Below are 26,602 nucleotides of genomic sequence, written 5' to 3' on the forward strand. Positions count from 1 at the left end.
ATGAAAACGGATAAATCCCCTACTATAAAAAAGAAAACCACTCTCAAACGCTTTTTATTAACGCGGACGATCTACTATGTTCTTCCGAATGCATTTCTTAATTTTATTATTGCCTATGCAAGCTTTCACGAGCTGGGTTATACTCATTTCTTCTCAGGTACCCAGAATCTGGCCCGGCTAACCTTGCCAATGGCCATTTTCCTGCCGGTTATCCTCACGATCGATATCACCAAAAGAGTCACTGCCGCTGCAGAAGAGGGAACAATAGAATTCATGGTAGATAACAAGCTGAATACAAAAAAGTTCATGACGAAATTCAGTATATTACATGGTGTTATCAGTGGGCTTCTTGTACTTTCTCTTCTGGTATTTGCTCAGTACAAATTTTCAACAAACTACAAGCTCGATGCTATGGCAATGGCCATACTCGTAGGAGCACTTGCAGGAATACTGTCTGTACTTTCCGTCTATTTACCCGTTAATAAACTAAGGAAATACCTGTATAAACCTGTTCCAGCAAACACTTCAGAATAATTGAATAGTAAATTCCGTGCTTATCAGACTCATCTATTCAAAACATAAAGACCTGCCATTGTAGGGTCACTGTTCAAAAATTTTCCAAACTTTTGGGATAAATTGAATTAATTAAATTTAATATCATAGATTTGTCTTAGTAACACAATTAAAACACATGAAAAATTTATTTTACCCATTTCTTACCGGATATCTATTCCGGGTGATCTGTTCCCCGCAACTTTCTGTTATCCAAAATCATATTACTCTTTTACATTTTCGTGAACAGCCGGGTAATTCAGCGTGATTCGGAATAAACTCTTTTGCGTTAGAGTTAGATGTTGCGCATAACATAGCGCATATTTCAAAAATAAATATCAAAAAAAAATGTTACTTTTGCTTTAGGGACGAAGTTTTTAATGCTATCTGATCCCGGAATTGCAAGGACGCCATATTATAAAATGTTAAAAATCAATCCAATGAGGAAAATAATTTTACTATTTACTTGTCTGTTCGGTATTTCAATTTTTGCACAAATTAAAGTGTTAAAAAATGAGACTCTAGTGGAAATTGGTAAAGATAACTCTGTTGGCTTATATAAAAAGGAGGATAAATTCACTATCAATTACCAGGATCTTAATACCAGCAACCTCAATACTTTCAGATCTTTTTCTTTTCAAAACCTGAACGGAGATGTCTCTGATCTATATAAACTGATTACGGACGGGTTTATTTCCCTTCCAGAAGGAAACATCGCTTTGGAGCTTCCAAACGATATCATTGAGCTCCATTACGAGAAAAACTATGGCCAGCCAACCGTTCAGTTTATCCAGTTCATTAATAAAAACCGAAAATATGTTGGAAAATCTCAATTCTTAAATAAGAAGCAGGTCGATAAAATCTTCGGAAAAACAAATGGGAAATCATCTCTGTATGAGAGGACTGCCATGATGAACAATGTTCATTCCAATAAGCCGGACACTTCAGCATCATCTTATAATTCCGGCAATAAAAATAAGAAAACGAAAAAATAATAATTATTTTTACAATATAGCAGAGCTCATTCCTAAGAATGAGTTTTTTTATTTTATTTTTGCAAAAAGATCATTACACCCTATGTCGCTTCAAATAATCAATTTAACCAAAAAATTTGGTGACCAAACCGCCCTTAACCTGATTAACATCTCCATTGATAAAAATGAAATCATTGGCCTTCTGGGACCTAACGGCGCAGGAAAATCTACTTTAATGAAATCCATTGTCGGAGCTTTAAAAATAGATGAAGGGCAAATCATCTTTAATGATAAAGAAATTTCGGAATATGAGATAGAAGCTAAGAAGAATATTGGTTTTCTTCCTGAAAATAATCCTCTGTATCTGGAAATGTATGTTAAAGAATATTTGCAATTTGTGGCTAATATTCATAAAATCCCTGAAACACGAATTAATGAAGTGATAGAGCTTGTAGGGATCACTCCTGAAAAATCGAAAAAAATCAGTCAGCTTTCCAAGGGATATAAGCAGAGGGTTGGTTTGGCACAGGCTATTCTACATCAGCCTGATCTTCTCATTCTTGACGAACCTACCAACGGTCTGGATCCTAATCAGATTATTGAAATAAGAAATGTAGTAAAAGAGATCGGTAAAGAAAAAACCGTTCTGCTGTCAACCCACATTATGCAGGAGGTTGAAGCATTATGCTCACGGGTAATTCTTATCCATAAAGGAAATATCCTTCAGGATTGTCCGATTGAAGAATTCAAAGGAAAATTCGGCAGCCTGGAAGAAGCTTTTGCAAGCCATACCAGCTAAGATTTAAATTGTATTGATTGTTTAATGGCTTTATATTTGATTAGATTCAGGTAATCTAATTTTAAAACCTATTGCCATGATCAGAACAATCTTAATGGGCACATTTATTATAGCATTAGCTTCTCCAGCTTATGCATACGCTGCTAATGAAAATCCGGTTATAAAAACTGAAAACAGTTCAGAATATATCCAGCAGGTTCCCAAAACCGTTATTATTAAAACAAAGAAATTTAAAATACGGATCGATCTTCAACCTAACGGAAAATACCTTTATCAGGCATGGGGAGCCAATTCAAAACTTACCTCAAAACCTAATATGATCATCAGTGACGGAGAGCTTGTTCCAGATGGTTCCGGAGGTAATTATTATTATGATTTCGTAAATAAAGGATTTCATTACCAGGTCTGGAGAAATTACCTCACCGATTCAGCAACGAAAGCACCCTATACGCTCGTTGTAAGTGATGAAAGTGGTAATACTGTGGTACAACAGGATGGAATCGTGGTAAAAAAGTAAAATAAAAACTCCCGCATTGGATGCGGGAGTTTTTATTTTATGTACCTAATTGTTTGATCTGGGTATAAAAATTACTCTCTGCAAAACTTTCTTTTGCCGAATTATAGCCTATATTGAAAATCTCTTCAAGACGATCCTTTTTCCTTTCAAAAGTTCCGTAATTGGAAAGATCCTGTGAGGTAATGAACCAATCACAATAATCGAACTTTCCTTTTTCTATTCTGTACGAAAGAAGGTCATAAGAGCGTGAAACAATAGCTTTAATGGATTTTAAATCTTTAATATCGATTTCATGGGGCGGAGATACAAAAACCCCGATCAGCTTATCACATTCCTCCCTGATGATATCTGCAGGAAAGTTATTTAATACTCCTCCATCACAATACATCTCTTCGCCGATGATATAAGGCGTTGTAATCCCGGGAATAGAACATGAGGCAATAATTGCATCTGTAACTTTAAAATTTTCATCAAAAATTTTCTGCGTCCCGGACACCAGTTCCGTAGCTACGATCTTAACCTCTTTATCCAGATCTTTCAGCTTCATATCCTGAAAAATGGGTCTTAAATAGTTGGTAAAAATAATGGAGGATACCAGCCCGGGCTGGTTGAATGTAAAATGCTTCCAGTTGAAAAAATAAACCGAATTGAAGAATTCCAGAATTTCTTCAGGTGTTTTACCGACTGCATACAGGCATCCTACGATAGAACCTGCACTGCAACAAGACAATACATCAATATCAATATTCTTCTCAATCAGGAATTTTAAAACTCCGGCATGTGCAATACCCTTGGTACCGCCACCTGATAAAACAAGCCCTACTTTCTCAAGATTCATAGAATAAAATTAAGAAAACAGGGCGAGAAAATCTGATTATTTTTTTGAAATATTCTAATTTTAAAATTATTTTAATAAATATTCCTGCATAAACTATATTGAAAAAGCCCAGAATAATCTGGGCTTTTAAATATTTCTGTATTATAGATTAAATGTGGATCACTTCTCCATAAGCTGCCGCAGCTGCTTCCATGATTGCTTCAGAAACAGTTGGGTGCGGGTGGATAGATTTAATGATCTCGTGCCCTGTTGTCTCTAATTTTCTTGCAACAACAGCTTCGGCAACCATATCAGTTACTCCGTCACCGATCATATGACATCCTAACCACTCTCCATATTTAGCATCGAAAATAACTTTGATGAAACCATCTGTATTTCCGTTTGCAGTTGCTTTACCACTTGCAGAAAGAGGGAATTTACCTACTTTGATTTCATATCCTTTTTCCTTAGCCTGCTTTTCTGTAAGACCTACAGAAGCAACTTCAGGGTGACAGTAAGTACATCCAGGAATATTGCCATAATCAATTTTCTCTACGTGCAATCCTTTGATCTTTTCAACACATGTAATTCCTTCTGCAGAAGCTACGTGTGCTAAGGCCTGAGTCGGGATAAGGTCACCGATGGCATAGTATCCGGGAACTGAAGTTTCGTACCACTCATTAACCAAAACTCTTCCTTTATCTGTCTGGATTCCTACTTCTTCCAATCCTATATTTTCGATATTGGCAGCAATACCAACCGCTGAAAGTAAAATATCAGCTTCCAGGGTAATGTTTCCATTAGCAGTTTTTACATTTGCTTTTACACCTTCCCCGTTGGTATCCACGCTTTCTACAGAAGCATTGGTCATAATCTCGATTCCTGATTTTTTCAAAGATTTCTCAAGATGTTTAGAGATCTCTTCATCTTCTACAGGAACAATGTTCGGCATAAACTCAACAATAGTCACTTTTGTTCCCATCGTGTTATAGAAATCGGCAAACTCTACTCCGATTGCACCTGAACCTACAACAATCATAGATTTTGGCTGCTCAGGAAGAGATAATGCCTGTCTGTATCCGATTACTTTTTTACCATCCTGTGGTAAATTTGGTAATTCTCTTGAACGTGCACCTGTTGCAATGATAATATGACTTCCTGCATATTCAGTCACTTTACCGTCTTTATCTGTAACAGATACTTTTTTATCTTTTAAAACTTTAGCCGTACCAAGGATAACATCGATCTTATTTTTTTTCATTAAGAACTCGATTCCTTTGCTCATTTTGTTGGCAACACCACGGCTTCTTTGAATTACGTTTGAAAATTCAAAACTTGGCTCTACTTTATTTAAACCATAATCTTCAGCATGATTAATATAATGAAAAACCTGAGCAGATTTCAATAAAGCTTTAGTTGGTATACATCCCCAGTTAAGGCAAATTCCACCTAAATTCTCTTTTTCGATAATTGCAGTTTTGAAACCCAACTGTGCCGCTCTAATCGCTGTAACATATCCACCAGGACCACTTCCGATGACAATAATATCGTAATTCATTAGCTTAAAATTTTTATGCGAATTTAAGGAAAAAATATGGGATGATTCACGTTTATGCAAATTCATCCAATAATGAATCATATAGAAAATTTCATTTGATTATAATTAATTAAAAACATAACACAACAAAATATTCATAACAAATATTATATTATACCAAAAATTTCACAATACAAAATCTTCTCCCGAAACAATTTCAATTTTAATAATCCTAAAAAATCCCTGTTATTTCAGCTTTTAAATAATCACCGGTACTTTCATAGTCTTAGCTAATTGGTGATTACAGGTTATAAGAAACAGGCAATAGAAATGCGTGCACTAGTTACTATCTTACAAAAGATTTGGAAGTTCCGTGCCGATTGGTTTAATTAATAACGATCCGATATACTGAGTTTTAAAATAACATAATAAAAAGAGCAGGTATTTCCTGCTCTTTTGAGTCGTATATAAATTCCGGAGTATTATAGTTTTTTCAGTAATTTTTTTTCAATCCTGTACTTCTCATCCAAAGCCTTTAACTGGTCTCTTTTCATCTTTTTGGTAGCCAGCGGATGGTTCAAAATAAGTTTCCTTTCCCGATTGTATTTTCTTTCCAGCTCTTGCGATTTCTTTTCTATCAATTCGGTTCTCGAAGGATGTGGCGGAGGTGCCGGGCGCCTCTGAGCCTGAACATTCATCGATAAACCTATTAATACTACTGTTGTTATAAAAAACTTGTTCATGACCTTTACTTTTATGAATGATTTTAATAAAAAAAATATAATTAATTAATTTCATTCAGGTTCGGAGTAAATATTACATATATCATACCACAATCTTAAATTACTGAACTTCAACATCCTGCTTTAAAGTCAGATTTTTGGAAGAGTTCCCAATCATAATACGGTAAGTCCCTTTTTCTACGATCCAGTTCATTTTCTCATCCAAAAACTTCAGATCTTTTACGGGAACTTCTATAGATACCTTCTTTAATTCTCCCGGTTTCAGATATACTTTCTGAAATCCTTTTAGTTCAAGAACAGGTCTGGAAACTGAAGCCAATTTATCTCTTACATAGAGTTGGACAACTTCGCTTCCACTCACCTTTCCGGTATTTTTAATAGTAACCTTCGCAATAATGGTATCGTTTGTGTGATATTGGGTCTTGTTCAATTGTAAATCCGAAATCTCAAAAGTCGTATAGCTCAATCCATATCCAAAGGGATACAATGGCTCGCCACTCAGGTCATAATAATCATTTCCCCTGCCGGTAGGATGATGGTTATACGTTAACGGAAGCTGCCCTTCTTCCTGTGGAAACGTAACCGGCAGTTTTCCGGATGGGTTTTCGTCCCCAAAAAGAACTTTTGCGATTGCATTTCCCCCTTGCTCTCCAGGATACCATACATCTAAAATAGCTCCGACCTCATCTTTCCACTTTGTTGTTTTTATTGCTGAACCTCCGACTAAGACCACGGTAGTCGGTTTACTTAACTTCGACACCTGATGAATAAAGTCTTCCTGATTTCCGGGAAGGGCTAAAGATGAGCGATCCTGAAACTCGCCTTCATGAATTCCTGCGGTGACAATAATATGATCTGCCGTTTTTGCCAGTTCCAAGGCTTCATTAAAATTCTTTTTCTGATCTTCTACACCATAATTCCATATCAGTTCTATATGAGCTTCGCCCCTGTTTTCTTTAAATTCGATCTGAAGATCATAACTTTTATTTTTAACAAAATCTATTTCTGTGGTTTGAGTGGAATAGCTTAGCTTTTCCCACTGATCTACAACCAGTTTGCCGTCCAGATATAATCTGAAACCATCATTTCCACGAAGGCCCAACCGATACTTGCCTGAATCCGGAGCTTTTAATTGCCCGGTCCAACGCACACTGTAATTATCCGGCTGAAGCTTTTCCACATCAGGAGAATACAAAGTCCATTGAAAATTAATCTGTTCATCCTGTCTTTCAAATGCAGGATTTCCTTTGAATTCACTATTTGAAAAATAAAATCCTTTCAAGCCCTTTTGATTTCCAAAAGATAAAAATTCAGCAGGAACAGTCAGTACATCTTTCACATTCCGCTCAATTCCTTTAGCATATACTACCTCAATCCCTTTCTTTGAGCAAAAGTTCTTAATGCCTTCCAATATACTCACCTTATGATTTCCCGGTCCTGAATACCCGCCTAATCTGGCTTCCGTCGCATCAGCACCTACTAAAAGGATTCTTTTTGCATTTGCGGAAACAGGGAGTGTGTTGTTTTTGTTCTGAAGCAAGACAAAAGACTCTATTGCAGCTTTTTCTGCAAGACTTGCATAATTAAGCTTTTTTAAGCCCTCAATATCTTTATCGGATATGTATGGATCGTCAAATAACCCGAGTTCGAATTTAGCCCTCAGTACCCGCGAAACAGCATCATCTATTCTCTCCTGAGATATTCTTCCGTCCAGGAATGATGGAATAAATAATCGGTAATGCTCGTAATCCGTCTGAAAAATTACGTCCAGACCTGCATTAATTGCCTGAGCTGAGGCATCCTCATAATCTTTTGCCGTAAAATGCAATACATTGGCACCACCAACTGCACTTGCATCACTGATTACAAATCCTTTAAAATTCCATTCTTTTTTCAATTTTTCTGATAACAACCAGTGGTTTGCTGTGGCAGGTCTTCCATCCAACAAATTATAAGAAGTCATTACAGATCTGCTTTTTCCCTCTGTAAATGCTTTAAAAAACGGAATAAGGTGGGTTTCTTCCAGATATCTTTTGCTCCAGTGGATAGGATAAGAATCTCTTCCTCCCTCCCCCACGTTCGCAAGAAAATGTTTAGGCGTTGTAATGATTCCTGTATTTTCGAATGAGCTTACAAAACCGGTTCCCATCACGGAGGTCAAAAACGGGTCTTCTCCATATGTCTCCTCTGTTCTGCCCCATCTCACATCACTGGCCAAATTAACTACAGGAGTTAAGATCTGACGGATTCCCCTCAGTTTCGATTCTTTTGCAATCGCCATGGAGACTTCCTTCATCAGCCCTTGATTAAAAGATGAAGATAAAGCAATGGCTTGTGGAAAGGCCGTAGCGCCTTCTCTCATTAAACCGTGTAAAGCTTCATCAAATGGAATAATCGGAATTCCCAATCTTGATTCTTCAATAAAATATTTCTGAATACTATTGATTTTTCTCGCCAGTCTCTCTGCATCCTCATCTGCATTATATTTTAGCATTTGTCCGGCTACACCATCTCCTTGATTGGTGGCACTCACCTGTAATCCAAAAATCCCATGCCGGTACTGATCTTTGGAAACATGATCCAGGTCTCCGGGAATCATAAAACACTGCCAGAACTTTTCTTCAGGCGTCATTCTTTTGAGCAGATCCTGAACCCTTAGCTCAACAGGTTGTTTTGAATCTTTATACAGTGGTTTTTGAGCGGAAACAAAGCTTAGACTTAATAGCAAAGCGATTCCTGGAAATCGAAAACGGAACTTCATTATTTCTGTAGTTGAATTACAGTTGAATATATGAGCTGTTTACGTTCTGAAGGCAGGTGCACCTCAATGCTGTTTCCTTTCTGCTTCCACTGTACCTTCGAATCAATACCCAGAATTTTCAGGGATTTAGGGGTAAAGTTTTCAGGGACTGAAAAACTCAGGTCAGAAGGAGCTGCATAACTTGTTTTTTCATCGGTATGGAATACATTCACCGTTTTTCCGTCTTTGCTCGTGGTGTAATAAAAGTCCCCTTCATGAAAAGGAGCCAAGGTTCTTGTTGCAAAAACAGCTGCCCCATTCTTATCCATCCAACCGGATATTTCTTTCAGCCTTTCATATACCACAGCATCATAATCCCCATTAGGACCGGGAGCAATATTCATCAGATAGTTTCCTCCTCTTGAAATGATTTTAATGAGGGTTTCAATGATCTTTTGGGAGGACTTATAATGATCATTAGGTACGTAAGAAAAAGAATCTCCCATGGTAATACAGCTTTCCCAGGGAATTGAAAGAGGCTGATCGGGCACTGCCTGTTCCGGAGTTACATAATTTTCCCATTTTCCGGGAACCGTACGGTCTACGATAATGATTCCCGGCTGGTTTTTCCGGGCCATATTACCAATCTTATCCATATCGATATCCTGTTCCACCTTAATGGTTTTTTGCCATTCTACAGCAGGATCAATTGTTTTAAAGGGGCGCACCCAGCCACCATCCAGCCACAGTATATCTATTTTACCATAATTTGAAGTAATCTCATTGAGCTGATTCCAGGTAAACTTCTTAAAGCGTTCCCATCTTTCCGGATATTTTTTAGGATCATAATTTACATTCCGGTCTTTTGGAGGAAAGTAAGGCCACCAATAATCATCGGAATGCCAGTCCGGTTTAGAAAAATAAGCTCCGATCTTAAATCCCTCTTTACGGAATGTGGTAAAAATTTCTTGTACAACATCTGCTTTGGGATTTTTAGAAAAAGGAGTTTTAGCAGACGTTATTTTGTAATCAGATTCTTTCGTATCAAACATGGAAAATCCATCATGGTGCTTCGTTGTAAAAACTACATATTTCATTCCCGCTTTTTTAGCTGCATCAGCCCACTTCCGGGGATTAAACTGAGTTGGATTGAATGTTGTCTGAAGATTTTCATAATTCTTCACATATTCATTATATGTTTCTCCGTGTTCAGGCTTACGCTGAGTCCACGATTCGTCTTCCGGGCATAGACTCCAGCTTTCTACAATTCCCCATTGGCTGTACGTTCCCCAATGCATAAAAAGTCCGAATTTAAGATCCTGCCATTCTTCCAGGTTTTTCACAACCAAAGGGTCCGTTGGCTTCTCATAGCCTTTTGAAACATTATGGGCCTGTGAAAGAAAGGTTGCCGATATGAAAAGTGATGAAAGAAAAAAGGTTTTAGTTTTTTGTGGAATCAGCATAAAAAAATACTTTTTGCTAATGTAATCATCCTGCTGTAAACTCGCAAAAATTACTTCCCTGTATGACTCCTGATGAGTAGCTTCAGAGCTTTTAAACATTCAGGGTTTTTAAAAATATTTTCTCCCCGCGGATGAAATTTCTGTTTTTAGCTTACTAAGACTAATCCTTTATGGGGTTTCAAACCTAGATAAGTTTCTGTAAAGCAGAATCAATATCAGGATAGAGGAATTGAAAGCCATTTTTCATCAGTATTTCCGGATATACATTTCTGCTTTTAAGTAATAATTCTGTTTCTGTATTGAGAAATACAGACGCCAGTTCCAGTTGCCACACAGGGGAATTAATTCCAAACGGAATTCGTAAACGTTTCCGTAGTTTTTTCATTAATTCTTCATTAGTTAAAGGCTGAGGAGCGGTCACATTAACACAACCTGAAATGTATTCATGATGTATGATCCATTCAATGGCACGACAAAAATCTTCAATATGAATCCAGCTAACATGCTGATTCCCTCTTCCCTGTCTTCCTCCTAACCCTAGTTTTGTAACCTGGCAAAGTTTTGGGAAAGCTCCTCCGTTTTTCCCCATTACTATAGAAGTACGTAACGCCACTTTCCTTATCTCATCATGATGCACGGCAAAGAATTCCTTTTCCCAGCTTTTACAGATATTCATCGAAAAATCATCTCCTATAACTCCGTTTTCTTCTGTATTCAGATTCTTTTCAGAGTGCACATAAATGGTTGCCGAACTTGCATTCAGCCATATTTTCGGTTTGTCAGTGCATTGGTCTACCGCTTTTTGAAGAACTCTTGTACTTTCAATTCTTGAGGAATAAATTTCTTTTTTGTTTTTATCATTATACCTGCAGTCAACAGATTTCCCCGTAAGATTGATCAGGACATCACAGCTCTCAAGCTTATGTGACCACTCGCCGATATGGGTTGCATCCCAATACATTTCGTGTTCATTTTTAGGATTTCTGGTTAAAATATAGACCTGATTTCCTTTCGCACGGAAATACTCTTTCAGGTTTTCACCAAGAAATCCTGTACCGCCTGCAATAATGATTTTCATAAATTTAGGGTTTTAGAGGGTTAATTATTCTGAACTCCGTTTCAGATAATATATTTTTTTATTTTTACTTTAATCTCGGAACCTTCTGCAAGCATTACAGACAGAGGATCCTGAATGTTCAAAAATTTAAAATCTTTTCCGTAGATTCTTTCAAAATCTATCTTCAACTGATGATCTTTTACCAGATAATATTTCCATTGAGGGTGGCAAACTTCATACTCGGAAGTCTTGTTATCATTTTTTGTAAATCCGTAATAGTGTTCGGTAATGAACTCAAATTCAGAATCAGATTCCATAGGAAGTGCCTGAAGATCTGCAGTAATTTCCATAGAATGCCATGTTTTATCTTTCCATGAATATGTAACCAACATTTCGTGTTCCTTTTTTGCTATTGCGTTTTTCATCGGCAGCGTTTTATAATTTTCATTATAGATAGCATTTGCAATAAAGCTTAAGGCCGGTTTCGGAACAATCTCTTTAATAAAGACCACTCCTCTTTTCCATGCATTATTTTCTCTTTTTTTCACATAAAACCTAAGGTTAACTTCCTCAAAGTTGCGGTGAAAAGGGATGCGTAAACCGAGTAATCTGGTATTTAAAAACATAAATCCGACAAGACTTATATAGCATTTCCCTTTATAGAAATCAAGTTCTGTACCTTCAGGAAGATATTTTATCAGTATTTCAGGATCTATTTCATAATTGATGATCGCCAGTTTGCGCCATTCAGCCTTTAAAAAGTTCATAATTCTGCATTTTTTTGATGATTTCATTTCTTTTTACTAAAAAATCTTTGAGGTAATTTTTAAGAAAAAAATAATTAAACAGCATACCGATCATTCCCAAAGGAGATTCAAATTCGAAAATATCGGTCATGATCGTGTAATTTCCTTCCTGTTTGAAAAGGTGCTGATGCTTTAATGATTTAAAAGTTCCTTTCAGCATAACATCAGTAAACTCCAGAGGCTTTTCCATACTGATTATTTTTGAAGTGTGCGTCTGATATATTCCCAGATGCTTTGCACGCCATGTTACCGTTTCATTCAGTTCAATAAGTCCGTGCATACGTCCGGCAATAGCTTTCTCCTCTGTACCGGATGTTGATTGCTGATGCAGATCAATATCCCTTGATAGATCAAAAACTTTACAGATGTCTGCCTTAATGATTGTTTTTAAATAAATTCTAGACATAGTAATACAATAAAGTGATCAAGACAATAGTTCTGTAAATAATCCAACTTATGGACGGAATAAAATTCAATTCCAATATTTTGCAACGTCTTATGTGCTCTAGAAGCATCATGAAAACCACAATTCCAAAGTAAAAAATATAAAATAGAGAATTGAATTCTGTAAAGAGAGCAGGCAATAAAAGCAGGGTCCCGATCAGGGAAACAGTCATCATATTTCCGATATAATCCCATATTTTATCTTTCAGGTAGGCCTTTAAAAAAACAGTTTGCCAAGCGATCTGCCCTAAACAAATGGCCAATTCCCTTAAAAAATTCCGGCTAAAACCTAATCCCGTTTTTGTAACAAATACACTTAAAATACAGGAGGAAAAAATCACCACAAACAGGATGTATCCGATCCTGTACTTCATGTTAAAATCGGGAACACATGACTCTTCTGTATAAGGTTTAGATGATGGAATAATCTGTTTTCTGTTATATGACACAAAAGAATATAATTTTCTGAAAAACCAGTAAAAAGGTTGTATTCTCACTATCTTCTCCAATACCGGAAATGAGTTTCCAATAATAGCAAGCAGGCTGTCCAGACCGTATATCACTTCATTTGTGCTATGATCAATCAACGCAATTTCATTTTTTGCCCGCTTATAATCAATAACCGATCTGCTCTTAACACTCAATTCACTAAAAGCCTCTCTCCCATTTTCATCAAGCATTCCACATTGTATAAAACCTTTAGAGTAAATATTACACATAGGACATTCATTGTCGTAGATGAGGGTCTGGTTCTTTAGAGTTTTCATATCCTTAATTTTAAAATGATTTTCTTTTCGAGAAGTACAAAATCAAAAACAAATGAATGATTAAATTTTTCATAATTATTATATTTTCAATAATTTTTGAAAGTTTATTTGAAATAAAAAAGGAACACTGTCCTTTTTAGCCTTATTTTAATAGATTCGTGATCTTTCCTACCAGCCAATGATCATCACTTTTGATCGCGAGATCCATAATATTATTAATCTTCCCCGTAACCGAACTAAAATCTTCCATCAACTTAATAAACTCTTTGGCTTCATCAGAATCACGGTCTTCAATATTCTTTAATTCTTCTAAAAAAGAAATTACCGGTTCGATTTCCCTTTTTCTTCTTTCTTTTGTGATTTGCTTAAACAGAAACCACACATCTTTTTCAGCAATGAAATACTCTTTCCGGTCTCCTTTTACAAATTCCTTTTTTACAATTCCCCAGTCCATCAGAGCCCGTAAATTCATATTGGCATTTCCTCTTGAAATTTCAAGCTGCTCCATTACCTCATCTGTTGATAATGGCTTTCCACTTGCCAAAAGCAATGCATGAACCTGTGCCATTGTCCGGTTAATCCCCCAATTGGTAGCAAATGTTCCCCACGTCTGAATATATTTTTCCTTCGCCTCTGAAAGTTGCATATTGATCTCTTTTTGAATTTCTATTACAAATGTAATAATAATTTTCGAACTTTCAATAATTTTTGAAAATTAAATTTAAAGTTTTTATATTATGGTAACATAGAATTCCTGCTTTTTCACCCAAATAACTCCAATTTAAAATTTAACCTTTTCCTTTGTAACAAATCTTGTATTACAACGACTATTCAATAATAATCTTTTTAGTAATGAAATATAACAAAATTGCCTCATTACTTTTTGTTTTGTCTGCAGGAAGTATGATGTTCGCACAGGATGACTTGATCAACAAGTTGAAAAACAATCAATCCCAAAATGCTAACTTTAAATTTACGACTCTTAAAGATGTTGGTGCTACTTCAGTAAAAAACCAGGGATCTTCAGGAACGTGCTGGAGCTACTCGGGGAACTCTTTTCTTGAGTCTGAAATGCAGCGTATGGGTAAAAAACCTGTAGACCTGGCAGAAATCTTTACCGCAAGAAACTCTTACCATGACAAAGCAAAATTATATGTTTTAAATAACGGAGCTATCAGTTGGGGAGACGGAGGTGAATTGCACGATGTAATCAATATGTACAAAAAGTACGGTGCAGTTCCTCAGGAAGTGTATACAGGATTGAAAGCCGGACAAACCACCAACAACTTCAAGGAAATGCAGGGTAAATTAAAGACTGTATTAGATAGTTTGGTTCAGGCTTCATCTAAAGGAAAACTTTCCGACAACTGGATGTCTTCTGTGGATGTTATTCTGGATGAGTACCTTGGAAAAGTTCCGACTAACTTTACATATGAGGGGAAATCCTACACTCCGAAAACATTTGCTAAGGAGGTCGTAGGAATCAATCCTGAAGATTATGTAGAATTATCTTCTTACAAAGATTATCCTTATTTCCAGAAATTTGTAAACCCGATTCCTGATAACTGGAGCCATGATTCTGACTGGAATATTCCGATGACAGATATGACTGCAATTGTTGACAATGCAATTTCAAAAGGATATTCTGTAGGTTGGGCAACAGATGTATCTGAACCTTATTTTTCATATAAAAACGGAGTGGCCTATGTTCCGGATGTAGATCTTGACCAGATCACTCCTGAAGTAAAAAAAGAATTGTTTACAGAGCCTAAAAAAGACAAAGCGATCACAGAAGATATGCGTCAGAAAGCTCTTAACAACCTTTCAACCACGGATGACCATGGTATGCATATCGTAGGTTTAGCAAAAGATCAAAGCGGAAAAGAATATTATATGGTAAAGAACTCATGGGGTGTTACCAATGATTTTGAAGGATATATCTATGTAACAAGACCATACGTTGAATATAAGTCAACTGCTATTCTTGTACATAAGAATGCCATTCCAAAAAATATTTTAAGACAATTAAAACCTACCAAAAACATCGGTTTATAATTAACAAAATCACTTTGTCATTTGATGACAATTTTAAATATTTACTCGGTTAAAAAACAGCTTCTGTAAACCAGAAGCTGTTTTATTTTATGTATAAGAATTATTTGATTAGTCATAAATCCAATAAGAGTGAAACCAAAACTGTTATATTTGTAATCTAATCAACAAATTAAAGCAATATGAAAAATTCAAAAAAATTATCCAAATCTGAATTAAAAAGAATTAGTGGTGGAAATCCACCGGACTGCGCAGAAGGAATAGCTTGTTATCATCGTCCCAAAAACGGATTTCCGGGTTACTGGACATGTAATGCAGGATCAAGCAGTTGTCCTGAAGATTAATTGATTCTACAGCCAAAATCCCCAAATTTTCCGGGGATTTTTTGTATAATAAATTTCTGAATTAAAATTAAATGAAATCAATAATGCAAAAAAAAGCTTCCGGGTTACCCGGAAGCTTTTTTGTATATTTTTTTGTCCTTAGAATATCGCCGGATATTTTTGAGGATTGGTTTCATTAAACATCGCATAGATCTTTTCTACCATATCATCTGCAGAAGGTTTGCTGAAATAATCTCCATCACTTGCATAAGCAGGACGGTGGTCATTTGCGGCAATTGTTAAAGGATCAGAATCAAGATATCTGAAAGCTTTTTGCTTCTCCAAAATCTGCTGAAGAATAAATGCTGAAGTTCCTCCTTCCACATCTTCATCGATCACCACTAATCTGTTGGTTTTCTTCACACTCTCAGCAATTTCGTTTGTTAAATCAAAAGGAATTAAAGACTGAACATCAATAACCTCTGAAGAAATTCCTAATTTCTCCAGCTCTTCTGCTGCCTCCATTACAATTCTCCATGTAGACCCATAGGTTACTAACGTTACATCCTTTCCTTCTTTCGTTACTTCAATCTTCCCGACAGGAACAGTAAACTCTCCCAGGTTATCAGGCTGCTTCTCTTTTAAACGGTATCCGTTCAGACACTCAACAATTACTGCCGGATCATCACTCTGAAGCATTGTATTATAGAATCCTGCAGCTTTTGTAAGGTTTCTTGGTACTAGTACCAGAATCCCTTTTGAAAGATTAAGAATTCCTGCCATCGGAGAACCTGAATGCCATACCCCTTCTAATCTGTGCCCTCTTGTTCTGATAATTACGGGTGCTTTCTGCCCTCCTTTTGTTCTGTACTGAACTGTTGCCAGATCATCACTCATTCCCTGCAGGCAGTATAGGATATAGTCTAAATACTGGATCTCGGCAATTGGTCTCAGACCTCTCATTGCCATACCGATTCCCTGGCCTAAAATAGTCGCTTCACGGATTCCCGTATCTGCAACACGAACTTCACCATATTTCTCCTGCATTCCTTCAAGTCCCTGGTTTACATCACCGATGTTTCCGGCATCTTCTCCAAATACAAGGGTTTCAGGATATTTTTCAAAAATTTTATCAAAGTTGTTTCTTACCACTACTCTTCCATCCACATCTTCTGAGCTGTCTGAATATACAGGCTTGATCTCTTTAACGTTTTCGGCCTTCCACTGAGACTGAGAATACAGATGAGAAGAATAGTTGTCTTTTTCTACTTCCAGGATCTCATTGTACTTCTGTATTAGCTGGTTTCTTTCAGGAGTATTGGTTCCTCTTGTTGCCAGTAAAGACATTCTTACCAAGTGGAAAATATCTTTTTTAGCTTTTGAGACTAATTTATTAAAATGAGTAATGTAATTTTCTATTTCTGCATTTTGACCTTTAAGGTTTTCCACCAAAGGTAAAACTGCTTTTGACAGGTCTGAAATGGTTTTCTGATAGTTTTCCCAAGCCAGTTTCTGTCCGGCTTTTACTGTCTTTTTAGCCTCGTCATCGATAGCATCCAGTTCTTCTGCGGTTGCAATCACCTCTTCTTTACCTTCAATTTCAATGGAATAGTTGAGAATCCACTCTCTGAACTTGACCAACCCGTCAAAATCTGCTTCCCATGAAAGACGTTCTTCATTCTTATATCTTTCGTGAGATCCTGAAGTAGAGTGCCCTTGTGGTTGCGTAACTTCAATGACGTGAACAACTACAGGAACACTTTCAGTTCTTGCAAAATGTTCAGCTCTTGCGTAGGCATCCAATAATGCAGGATAATCCCATGCTTTTACCTGAATGATCTCGCATCCCTGGTTTTCTCCTTCTTTTCTCTGGAAACCACTTAGCATTTCAGAGATATCCGCCTTTGCTCTCTGGTTTTTAGTAGGAACAGAAATCCCGTACCCATCATCCCAGATCGAAACGATCATCGGAACCTGAAGTGCACAAGCCGCATTCAGAGTTTCCCAAAAATGGCCTTCTGCTGTGGAAGCATCGCCAATTGTTCCGAAAGCTATTTCATTTCCATTGTTTGAAAACTTTTCAGAACCTTCAAATTGTACTGATTTATATATTTTAGAAGCCTGAGCTAACCCTAATAATCTAGGCATTTGTCCTGCTGTAGGAGAAATATCAGAAGAAATATTTTTTTGAGCCATAAGGTTTTTCCAGCTCCCGTCCTCATGTAAGCTTCTCGTTGCGAAATGCCCGTTCATCTGTCTTCCTGCTGATGCCGGCTCTCTTTCTACGCTGGTATCTGCATATAGCTGTGCAAAAAAGCTTTCAACCGTTAACGCATTGACGGACAAAGCAAAGGTCTGATCCCTGTAATATCCTGAACGGAAGTCGCCATTTCTGAAAACTTTCGCCATTGCCAGCTGTGGTAATTCTTTACCGTCACCGAAGATCCCGAATTTAGCTTTTCCTGTAAGAACTTCTCTTCTCCCCAGGTAAGACATTTCACGAGAGATTCTCCCTAATTTATAGTCTTCAAGTATTTGATTTTTAAAATCTTGAAAGGAAATCTTCTGTGTTTCAATATAGGTTGTTTGCATAGCCAAATATAAAAATTTTTAGTTCTAGAAGTATTTTGCTAATATACACTTTTTAAATTAATTTTAATTTTTAATAATCTTTTTTAAAAATTTGATAATAAGGCAAATTGTGTTTTATTTTAAATAAATTTGTATAAATGGAAAAAAAATCACCTCATATATTAAATGCATCCAGCAATCTTTTAGGATTTTCTCTGATTATAATCACTTCATTGAAAATCACTAAAATCAGTGGTAGTACGTATCTGGACGAATTTGCAGGTGTTGCTTGTATACTTTTTGCCTGCAGTTGTTTTTTTTCATTTCTGGCTATCAGAACGAAGAATGAAAAAAGAGAAACCAAGTTTGAGAACATTGCGGATTATTTATTTTTAATTGCTTTATTCTGCATAGTCCTGGCAGTTATCATCGTAACCATAAGAATAATGTAATCATTTATCCCGAATTGAAAGATAAACATTAAGTAGAGTTGAATATAAATGAATATTTAGGCCATATAATCAAATTCACTTTATTTTAAGATAATCTGATTATAAAAGCATTTATAGAATTTCCCAACGGATGGCAATTACAGAGAACTGTAACAGGAAAAACCGCTTTAAGGATTAATTATTTACGGGAGATAAAAAAAGTACCGGCACTTTTAGAATTTTCTTTCGATCACATAATCCAGCATGCTGTGGAGTGATCTTTTAGCATCTGAATCGGGGAATTCATTAAGCAGGTCTTTTGCTTTTTGCTGGAAATCTTTCATTACACTGATAGCATAATCCAGCCCACCTGAGCTCTTAACAAAAGCGATAAGCTCTTTTACACGCTTCTGATCATTATTATAGCGTTTGATCGTATTGAGATAGTATTTTCTGTCTTTTTCACTTGCTATTGTAAGGGTATGGATCAAAGGAAGTGTCATTTTCTGTTCCTTAATATCAATCCCCACCGGTTTCCCGATAACATTTGAACTTAGATAATCGAACAGGTCATCTTTAATCTGAAAAGCCATTCCGGTATAAGTTCCAAAGTCCTGCATTCTTTTTGCAAGCTTTTCATCAGCGTTATTTGACAAAACACCTATTTCGCAACATGCGGCAATCAGGGTTGCTGTTTTCTGACGGATAATTTCATAATAAACATCTTCAGTAATATCAAGCTTTCTGGCTTTTTCCAATTGAAGAAGCTCTCCTTCAGACATTTCCCTGATGGTCCTTGAAATAACAGAAAGTAAATCATAATCTTTATGGTCGGTAGACAACAGAACTGATTTCGATAAGAGATAATCCCCAACCAATACTGCAATTTTATTCTTCCATAAAGCATTAATAGAGAAAAAATTCCTTCTTTTAAAACTTTCATCCACTACATCATCATGGACCAATGTTGCGGTATGGATCAACTCTATCATCGAGGCTCCGCGATAGGTCTTTTCTGTAACTTCACCTACCAACTTTGCGCAAAGAAATACAAACATAGGACGCATCTGCTTCCCCTTGGTCGTAACAATGAAACGTGTCACTTTATCCAGTAAAGGAACTTTACTTTGCATAGATTCATAAAACTTTTGTTCGAAAAGTTTCATTTCTTCATTGATCGGTTGCTTGATTTCTTCTACGATGTTTGCCACAATCTGTGAGTGATGGATAAATAATAATTAATATTCACAAAGATAATTTTTTTCAGGCAATTTTAGTAGAAAATTCAATCTTTGAATTCTTCTTTTGGAATAAAATACAGACTCTGCTTTACAGTTCCGAGTGGATAACGGAATTTCTCCCCGGAAATATAGACTCCTTTTTCATCTACGGCAATTCCTTCGATCTGCCCGATTGAGGTGGCACTTCCCAGATAATAGTGCTTTAATCTCTCTTTAAAAAAGATTCCCGGTTCAGTTTCATTAAAAATATCAAGGAAAACTTCTGTTTTTTTGGTGTATCCAACCAAATAGAGTTTATGATCAAAATAAGCAGCATCGGTTACTACAAAATCTGTTTTATAAGTTTCTATTTTTTCGGCTTTCTGCAATTCATCCGCTTTTGGATCGATGGTATAATGTGAGGTTGCTTTTGCGGACCATTCTTTGGTAAAAATATGCAGTTTACCATTCAAATAAATCATAGCTTCCGCATCGAAATCATTATTGGTGTTTTTGGGGACAAATTCTTTTTGTTCAGGATAATAAAAAGAAAGGGTTCTAATAGAGTCATTTTCCATCCTGCCATTAGAAAAAGGAACTTTATAAATTTCAAGGTCTTTTCTTGTTCCTGTATTATTTCCAAAATCTCCGATATAGAAATGAGAGTCATCATGAGTAAGCGCTTCCCAATCTTTATTTTTAGCTTTAATTTTCAGGATACTCAACACCTTTCCTGAGTCCTTGTCTATTTCAAAAAGCTCCGGGCTATTACCACTATCATTAAAAGTATAAAGTTGACCATTAAAGAAATCCAATCCCGATGTTTCTTTAACCTCATCTTCTAAAAAGGCTGTTCTGTACCTTTTTATTTTAAGAAAATCTGTCTGTTGGGAAAATGAAGTCTGAAAAAACAGAAATACAAAGATGAGGATAACCTTTTTCATTGAATAAAAATACTAATTTACCGGTTTAGCATAGCAAAATTGATGCTGTAAACGATGCACTTATCATATTGCTAAAATAAAACGGGCTTTTGGGCCCGTTTTACTGATTAAAAAAGTTGTTTGAAAAAATTTATGCTGACTTTTTATGTTGTTTGCGGATTTTCCTTGCAAAGTAATCTTTCTGATATTGCCTTACCGTCTTTCCTGTACCGTCATGTCTCCAGCCGGGAGAATTGAAAATATAATTGATCCTGTCTGAGAATTTCAATCCCGGTTGTTTGATATCTTTCCATATTTTTCGCCATTCATAGAACAGCACCGTATCAGGTCTGTCATCGGGCATTTTAGGGTATATCCCGTATTTCACAGGAATATTCGGATCCTCTTTTTCAAAAGTTCCGAACATTTTATCCCAGATGATCAGGCACATTCCCATATTTCTATCGAGATATTTGATGTTGCATGCATGATGTACACGGTGATGGGATGGAGTCACCAGAATATGTTCCAGGAAACCCATCTTTTTTACCGTTTGCGTATGAACCCATGTTCCATATACCTGTCCGATAGCGTACACTACCATAATATGCCATGGATTGAATCCTAAAAAGGCAAGCGGAGAAAAATAGAGGTACCGGTACAACGGTTGTAAAACAGGACTCCTGAATCCCGTTGTCAGGTTAAAGTATTCGGAATTGTGGTGGGTAATATGAACTGCCCAGAAAGCCCTGGAATGATGATCTACATAATGAAGCACATAATATGCAAAATCCGTGATAACAAAGCAGATCAGCCAGTACCAGATGGTGAAATCCCAAGAGAAAAGACGGTGATTGTAAAAGAAAAACATCACCCCCATTGCAAAAACCTTCATTACCAGATCCAAACCAAAATTCAGAAGAGCTAAAAAAACGCTTGTTGCTACATCTTTTTTATTATATAGTTTAGCCTCAGAAACGTGGCTATAAATCATTTCAGCTAAAATTACGGTGGCATGAAAGGGAATTGCCCAGGCATAGACATTTTCTAGTCCATCTTCGCCCAAAAAGTAATTCATCGTTACTAATTTTTGTACAAAGGTAGGACATTCTGAAAATCAGAGTCCCATTTTAGATAATTTTTTAAGGAAATTTTAATCGGTCGTCTTATTGGCCAATTGTCCGCATGCGGCATCAATATCTCCACCTCTGCTTTTTCTGATCATTACTGTAATACCCGCATTTTCAAGCTGACGAACATAATTTTCTTCTGCCTGTTTATTGCACTGGTCATATTTACCATCACCGATCGGATTGTACTGGATAAGATTAACTTTGGAAGGAACCTGCTTGCAATATTTGATCAGCGCTTTGATATCTTCATCACCATCATTAATGCCTTTCCACACACAATATTCAAAAGTGATCACGTTGCCGGTCTTTTTGTACCAGTATTGAAGAGCCTCCATAATATCAGTTAAAGGAAACTTATCTGAAAAAGGCATGATTTCGTTTCTCTTGGATTCTATCGCAGAGTGAAGCGATAATGCCAGTTTTACCCTAAGGTCATCATCGGCAAGCATCTTGATCATCTTTGGAATCCCGGAAGTAGAAACCGTAATTCTCCTTGGAGACATCCCCAAGCCTTCAGGCTGGGTAATTTTCCGGATCGCTTCTACCACATTTTTGTAATTCATCATTGGCTCTCCCATTCCCATAAAAACGATATTGGTAAGAGGGCGGTCGAAATACATTTTGCTTTGACTGTCAATAAGTGCAACCTGATCCACGATCTCGGCGACTTCAAGATTTCGCATTCTTTTTAGTCTTGCGGTAGCACAGAATTCACAGTTTAACGAACATCCTACCTGTGAGGAAACACAAGCGGTAGTTCTTGTTTCAGTAGGAATCAGAACAGATTCTACCATAAGACCATCGTGAAGTTTCACCCCATTTTTAATGGTTCCGTCCTTACTTTTCTGAAGCAGGTCCACAGATACCGGATTGATGGTATATTCTGCTGAAATTCTGTCACGAAGCTGTTTTGAAAGATTGGTCATCTCATCAATAGAATGGAGGTTTTTACTCCACAACCAGTCATAAACCTGTTTCGCGCGAAATGGTTTTTCTCCTAAAGTCAAAAAGTAGTCTTTAAGCTGGTCCAGTGATAAAGTTCGAATATCTTTCAAAATAGAGTTGAGTATAGATTTTAAATTATAAATTTTAGATTAAAATCCTCAAACGAAGTTAGGACTTAATCTAAAATTTACAATCTATCATTTAAAATTATTATAAAATAAGCATTGCGTCCCCGTAAGAATAGAACTTATACTTTTCTTTTACGGCTTCTTCATATGCATGCATTACAAAATCTCTTCCAGCAAATGCCGCAATCATCATAATTAATGTAGATTTTGGAGTGTGGAAGTTTGTAATCATTGAGTTGGCTACTCCGAATTCATGAGGCGGATAGATGAATTTATTTGTCCAACCGTTGAATGCAGAGATTTTTTTGTTGGAAGAAACAGAAGTTTCCAATGCTCTCATTGTTGTAGTTCCTACAGCACATACTCTTCTGTGTCCTTCTACTGCCCTGTTGATGATTGCAGCATTTTTCTCATCAATGATGATTTCTTCAGATTCCATTTTGTGCTTGGAAAGATCTTCAACCTCGATCGGATTAAATGTTCCCAGACCTACGTGAAGAGTTACTTCTGCAAAATCGATTCCTTTGATCTCCAATCTCTTCATCAGATGTTTGGAGAAGTGTAATCCTGCAGTCGGTGCTGCTACTGCTCCTTCTACTTTTGCATAGATCGTCTGGTATCTTTCAGCATCTTCAGGCTCTACAGCTCTTTTGATATATTTTGGAAGCGGAGTTTCTCCTAATTCTTTTAATTTTGTTCTGAACTCTTCATAAGAACCATCGAATAAGAATCTTAAAGTTCTTCCTCTTGAAGTGGTATTATCGATAACCTCAGCTACCAAAGATTCATCTTCTGTAAAGAACAATTTGTTTCCAATTCTGATTTTTCTTGCAGGATCTACCAATACGTCCCAAACACGTGTTTCTTTATCAAGCTCTCTTAAAAGGAATACCTCAATCTTAGCACCTGTCTTTTCTTTATTTCCATAAAGACGCGCAGGGAAAACTTTAGTATTATTGAAAATAAACAAGTCCTTCTCATCGAAATAATCCACTACATCTTTAAACAACTTGTGTTCTATAGTTTCGGTTTTTCTGTTAAGAACCATAAGTCTAGCATCATCTCTATGCTCGGACGGGTGTTCTGCCAATAGTTCATCAGGAAGGTCAAAATTAAAATCGGATGTTTTCATTTTTTTAAATTACGGTTTAAAAATTATTGAAATTACTGGTGTAATTTTCGGTGTGCAAATATACGACATTGAACACCCCTTTGTCAAGCTTTATTTGATAAAGCTGTCAAATGGTTAATAATTACTATGTATTTTGGTCTGAAAAAGATGTAATTTGGTCGCACAAAATTGATTAATTATGAGCAAATATTCGTTAGAATCATTCATTAAAGAAACCAAAGAAAATCCTGAAGAGCGGGACTATTTTGAACTTGAAAAGCCTCAGCTTTTAGAGATAAACCTTACCAATCAATCGGTTTGGACTAAAAGGGGAAGTATGGTGGGCTACATCGGAAATATAAATTTTGAAAGGCAAGGCATGCTTGCAGGAGGTATCGGAAATCTTCTGAAAAAAGCAATCAGTGGTGAAGGTACGAGATTAATGAAGGCAGAAGGCACAGGAAAACTGTATGTGGCTGATTCAGGAAAAAAAGTACGTATCCTTTACCTGAATAATGAAGCATTGTGTGTGAACGGCAACGATGTCCTGGCCCATGAACAAAGTATAAAAAGTGATATTACCATGCTTAAAAGTATTGCAGGAATGCTGTCGGGCGGATTATTTCAGGTAAAACTTTCCGGAACGGGACATGTGGCTATTACAACCCACGGAGAACCTTTAACGCTTATGGTAACTCCTGAAAACCCTGTTTTCACAGATCCTAATGCCACAGTTGCATGGTCCGGGAACTTAACTCCTGAACTTAAAACGAATGTTTCTTTTAAAAGCCTTATGGGTAGAGGAAGTGGTGAAGAATTTCAGATGAAGTTTTCAGGAAACGGATGGGTTCTTATCCAGCCCTATGAAGAAGTATATGCAATAGAAAAATAATAATACCTATAATGGGCTATTAACAAAATTAACTTCATATTTTTATTAAGCTTTAAAGCCGAAAATAAAATGAAAAATCTTTTAAAAATATTTTTTGCACTGATTCTTCTTCCCAATTTGGCAACTGCCCAATCGTCAAAGAAAAACTATCAATACAATATCGATCTTATTCATACGGATAATGACCAGGTGACGGTTTCTTTTACTCCACCCAAAAATAAGCTGGAAAAAGGTAAGTTTATTATACCCAAACTCGTTCCCGGATTTTATCAGCCCCTGAATTTCGGGCAATATGTTTCCGATGTTACAGCAATCGATAAAAAAGGGAAAAAAGTGGTTACGGAACGCTTAGATACCAACAGCTGGTTAATCCACGATCTCAGGCATGTAAAAAAGATATCCTATCGTGTTGCCGATGGCTGGGATTCCCTAAAGGAGCATACAGAAGGAGCAAAGTCAGCAGGAAGTACTTTTAAAAAAGACAGTGTTTTTGTGATCAATTATAATTCATTGGTAGGTTACTTTGAGGAAATAAAGGATAAACCATATGAAATCAGCATTAAGAAAAATAAAGATTTTTATGCTTCTTCTGCGTTGGATTATGAAAGAAAAAATGACAGTACAGACATCGTCCGGGCAAAAGATTACAGAAGCCTCGTAGATTCTCCTGTACTGTATTGCGTTCCTGATACGACCTGGTTAAAAATAGGTACCACTGAGGTGCTTGTATCATTTTACAATAAAAAGGAACGGCATTATTCCAAAAAAATAGCAGATCATATAAAGACGATTTTAGAAAATCAACAGGCCTACCTGGGTGGAAAATTGCCTGTCGAAAAGTATGCTTTTCTGATTTATTACGAATCTTCAGATAAAAAAGGGTTTATGGGAGATGGCCTCGAACACTCCAGGTCGACCGTATGTCTTTATCTTTCCGGGAATATCGGCTATCTGCCGGATGCATTGGACAGGGTTGCCTCCCATGAGTTTTTCCACATTATCACTCCGCTTCATATTCATTCAGGAGAAATCCAGCATTATGGTTTCTTAAATCCTTCGATGTCGAAACATCTCTGGCTGTATGAAGGTATGACGGAATACGCAACGATACACATGCCCATAAAGCAAAAGATGATCGGTATTCCTGAATTCGAAAAAAAGCTGGAAGAAAAGATAGCCGGTATGAAGGAGTTTGATCCTCATTTGTCCTTTACCGATCTGAGTAAAAACGCTATGGAAAAACAGGACCAGTACATGAACGTTTATCAGAAAGGCCCATTAATCGGGTTATGCCTGGACATCAGATTGCGTGAGCTTTCGGGTGGAAAAACGGGAACCCAGGATCTGATGCAACGCCTTATGCAAAAATATGGAGAGGATCGCTATTTCAATGACAATGATTTATTTGATGAAATTACAAAAATGACTTTTCCGGAAATCCGGGATTTTTTCAGGGATTATGTAGAAGGAACAAAACCACTTCCCTTAAAAGAATACCTTGCCAAAGCCGGTTTTGCCTATGATGACACTACGGGAAAGGTTACCGCCTTAGCTCATCCTGATCCGAAGCAAATTGCATTGAGAAAAGCCTGGATCGGCCAATAAGTTGTATGTAGGTAGCTCACTGAAAATACTTTTCCTCATGGATTAAAAATAT

The 26,602-nt window shown here is 36.6% G+C and carries 25 protein-coding genes; 9 read left to right on the forward strand and 16 right to left on the reverse strand.

The features are described 5' to 3' along the window. The 4 genes from MTQ00_RS08805 to MTQ00_RS08820 all read left to right on the forward strand — a co-directional run bounded on the left by MTQ00_RS08805 (position 1) and on the right by MTQ00_RS08820 (position 2,842). Entirely contained in the window at positions 1-534 is a 534-nt protein-coding gene (locus MTQ00_RS08805; protein ID WP_172279212.1) for a hypothetical protein, read from the forward strand. Positions 535-992: 458 nt separating this feature from the next. Beyond that, positions 993-1,547: a hypothetical protein gene (locus MTQ00_RS08810; protein WP_172279214.1), complete on the forward strand. Its 555-nt coding sequence runs from the start codon at positions 993-995 to the stop codon at positions 1,545-1,547. Between the two features lie 82 nt (positions 1,548-1,629). Continuing rightward, a complete protein-coding gene (locus MTQ00_RS08815; protein ID WP_172279216.1) occupies positions 1,630-2,325 on the forward strand; it encodes an ABC transporter ATP-binding protein in 696 nt (231 codons plus the stop codon). 76 nt (positions 2,326-2,401) lie between these two features. Next, positions 2,402-2,842 carry a hypothetical protein gene (locus tag MTQ00_RS08820; RefSeq protein WP_273648505.1) on the forward strand — a complete coding sequence of 147 codons (441 nt, stop codon included), beginning with the start codon at positions 2,402-2,404 and terminating at the stop codon, positions 2,840-2,842. Positions 2,843-2,879: 37 nt separating this feature from the next. Here MTQ00_RS08820 and MTQ00_RS08825 read toward each other — a convergent pair whose 3' ends face one another. From MTQ00_RS08825 to MTQ00_RS08870, 10 genes are all read right to left on the reverse strand, one after another. After that, positions 2,880-3,680 (reverse strand): patatin-like phospholipase family protein, encoded by an 801-nt coding sequence (locus MTQ00_RS08825; RefSeq protein WP_172279220.1) that lies wholly within the window; start codon positions 3,678-3,680, stop codon positions 2,880-2,882. A 148-nt stretch (positions 3,681-3,828) separates the two neighbouring features. Continuing rightward, positions 3,829-5,217 carry a dihydrolipoyl dehydrogenase gene (lpdA, locus tag MTQ00_RS08830; RefSeq protein WP_273648506.1) on the reverse strand — a complete coding sequence of 463 codons (1,389 nt, stop codon included), beginning with the start codon at positions 5,215-5,217 and terminating at the stop codon, positions 3,829-3,831. 461 nt (positions 5,218-5,678) lie between these two features. Beyond that, positions 5,679-5,939 carry a hypothetical protein gene (locus MTQ00_RS08835; protein ID WP_273648507.1) on the reverse strand — a complete coding sequence of 87 codons (261 nt, stop codon included), beginning with the start codon at positions 5,937-5,939 and terminating at the stop codon, positions 5,679-5,681. A gap of 100 nt (positions 5,940-6,039) precedes the next feature. Then, complete coding sequence (locus tag MTQ00_RS08840) at positions 6,040-8,700, reverse strand: glycoside hydrolase family 3 N-terminal domain-containing protein (protein WP_172279226.1); 2,661 nt, start codon at positions 8,698-8,700, stop codon at positions 6,040-6,042. Then, the gene (locus MTQ00_RS08845) at positions 8,700-10,241 is read right to left on the reverse strand and encodes an alpha-L-fucosidase (RefSeq protein WP_273648508.1); all 1,542 of its coding nucleotides are present in this window, start codon (positions 10,239-10,241) and stop codon (positions 8,700-8,702) included. Before MTQ00_RS08845 ends, MTQ00_RS08840 begins: the two co-directional genes overlap by 1 nt. Before the next feature lie 85 nt (positions 10,242-10,326). Beyond that, the gene (locus tag MTQ00_RS08850) at positions 10,327-11,220 is read right to left on the reverse strand and encodes a TIGR01777 family oxidoreductase (RefSeq protein WP_172279228.1); all 894 of its coding nucleotides are present in this window, start codon (positions 11,218-11,220) and stop codon (positions 10,327-10,329) included. 41 nt (positions 11,221-11,261) lie between these two features. Beyond that, on the reverse strand, positions 11,262-11,966 hold the full coding sequence (locus MTQ00_RS08855; RefSeq protein ID WP_172279230.1) for a YqjF family protein: 705 nt from the start codon (positions 11,964-11,966) through the stop codon (positions 11,262-11,264). After that, positions 11,947-12,411, reverse strand: coding sequence for an SRPBCC family protein (locus MTQ00_RS08860; RefSeq protein ID WP_172279232.1), 465 nt, complete (start codon positions 12,409-12,411; stop codon positions 11,947-11,949). The genes MTQ00_RS08855 and MTQ00_RS08860 overlap by 20 nt, the downstream gene beginning before the upstream one ends. Beyond that, positions 12,404-13,216, reverse strand: coding sequence for a DCC1-like thiol-disulfide oxidoreductase family protein (locus tag MTQ00_RS08865; protein ID WP_273648509.1), 813 nt, complete (start codon positions 13,214-13,216; stop codon positions 12,404-12,406). Before MTQ00_RS08865 ends, MTQ00_RS08860 begins: the two co-directional genes overlap by 8 nt. Positions 13,217-13,358: 142 nt before the next feature. Then, on the reverse strand, positions 13,359-13,862 hold the full coding sequence (locus MTQ00_RS08870; protein WP_172279236.1) for a GbsR/MarR family transcriptional regulator: 504 nt from the start codon (positions 13,860-13,862) through the stop codon (positions 13,359-13,361). A 206-nt stretch (positions 13,863-14,068) separates the two neighbouring features. Here MTQ00_RS08870 and MTQ00_RS08875 point away from each other — a divergent pair, with 206 nt between their 5' ends. Both MTQ00_RS08875 and MTQ00_RS08880 read left to right on the forward strand, forming a co-directional pair. Then, entirely contained in the window at positions 14,069-15,271 is a 1,203-nt protein-coding gene (locus tag MTQ00_RS08875; RefSeq protein ID WP_273648510.1) for an aminopeptidase C, read from the forward strand. Between the two features lie 179 nt (positions 15,272-15,450). Continuing rightward, a complete protein-coding gene (locus MTQ00_RS08880) occupies positions 15,451-15,612 on the forward strand; it encodes a bacteriocin-like protein (RefSeq protein WP_273648511.1) in 162 nt (53 codons plus the stop codon). Positions 15,613-15,750: 138 nt separating this feature from the next. Here the strand turns inward: MTQ00_RS08880 and MTQ00_RS08885 are convergent, their stop codons facing one another. Then, positions 15,751-18,183, reverse strand: a complete 2,433-nt coding sequence (locus MTQ00_RS08885) for an alpha-ketoacid dehydrogenase subunit alpha/beta (RefSeq protein WP_273648512.1) — start codon at positions 18,181-18,183, stop codon at positions 15,751-15,753. 137 nt (positions 18,184-18,320) lie between these two features. Between MTQ00_RS08885 and MTQ00_RS08890 the strand changes: the two genes are divergently transcribed. Further along, entirely contained in the window at positions 18,321-18,614 is a 294-nt protein-coding gene (locus MTQ00_RS08890) for a hypothetical protein (RefSeq protein ID WP_172279244.1), read from the forward strand. 212 nt (positions 18,615-18,826) lie between these two features. Here MTQ00_RS08890 and MTQ00_RS08895 read toward each other — a convergent pair whose 3' ends face one another. The 5 genes from MTQ00_RS08895 to queA all read right to left on the reverse strand — a co-directional run bounded on the left by MTQ00_RS08895 (position 18,827) and on the right by queA (position 24,074). Next, positions 18,827-19,804: a polyprenyl synthetase family protein gene (locus MTQ00_RS08895; protein ID WP_172279246.1), complete on the reverse strand. Its 978-nt coding sequence runs from the start codon at positions 19,802-19,804 to the stop codon at positions 18,827-18,829. Between the two features lie 74 nt (positions 19,805-19,878). Beyond that, positions 19,879-20,757, reverse strand: a complete 879-nt coding sequence (locus tag MTQ00_RS08900; RefSeq protein ID WP_273648513.1) for a hypothetical protein — start codon at positions 20,755-20,757, stop codon at positions 19,879-19,881. A gap of 130 nt (positions 20,758-20,887) precedes the next feature. Next, positions 20,888-21,814, reverse strand: a complete 927-nt coding sequence (locus MTQ00_RS08905; RefSeq protein ID WP_172279250.1) for a sterol desaturase family protein — start codon at positions 21,812-21,814, stop codon at positions 20,888-20,890. Between the two features lie 75 nt (positions 21,815-21,889). Further along, the gene (gene rlmN, locus MTQ00_RS08910) at positions 21,890-22,924 is read right to left on the reverse strand and encodes a 23S rRNA (adenine(2503)-C(2))-methyltransferase RlmN (RefSeq protein ID WP_172279252.1); all 1,035 of its coding nucleotides are present in this window, start codon (positions 22,922-22,924) and stop codon (positions 21,890-21,892) included. Positions 22,925-23,024: 100 nt separating this feature from the next. Beyond that, a complete protein-coding gene (gene queA, locus MTQ00_RS08915) occupies positions 23,025-24,074 on the reverse strand; it encodes a tRNA preQ1(34) S-adenosylmethionine ribosyltransferase-isomerase QueA (RefSeq protein ID WP_172279254.1) in 1,050 nt (349 codons plus the stop codon). Positions 24,075-24,252: 178 nt separating this feature from the next. Between queA and MTQ00_RS08920 the strand changes: the two genes are divergently transcribed. Further along, entirely contained in the window at positions 24,253-24,945 is a 693-nt protein-coding gene (locus tag MTQ00_RS08920) for an AIM24 family protein (protein WP_172279256.1), read from the forward strand. Between the two features lie 69 nt (positions 24,946-25,014). Then, positions 25,015-26,550: a M61 family metallopeptidase gene (locus MTQ00_RS08925; RefSeq protein WP_273648514.1), complete on the forward strand. Its 1,536-nt coding sequence runs from the start codon at positions 25,015-25,017 to the stop codon at positions 26,548-26,550. The last annotated feature ends 52 nt before the right edge of the window (positions 26,551-26,602 follow it).

This window comes from Chryseobacterium sp. B21-037, assembly GCF_028570785.1.
GTDB lineage: Bacteria > Bacteroidota > Bacteroidia > Flavobacteriales > Weeksellaceae > Chryseobacterium > Chryseobacterium proteolyticum.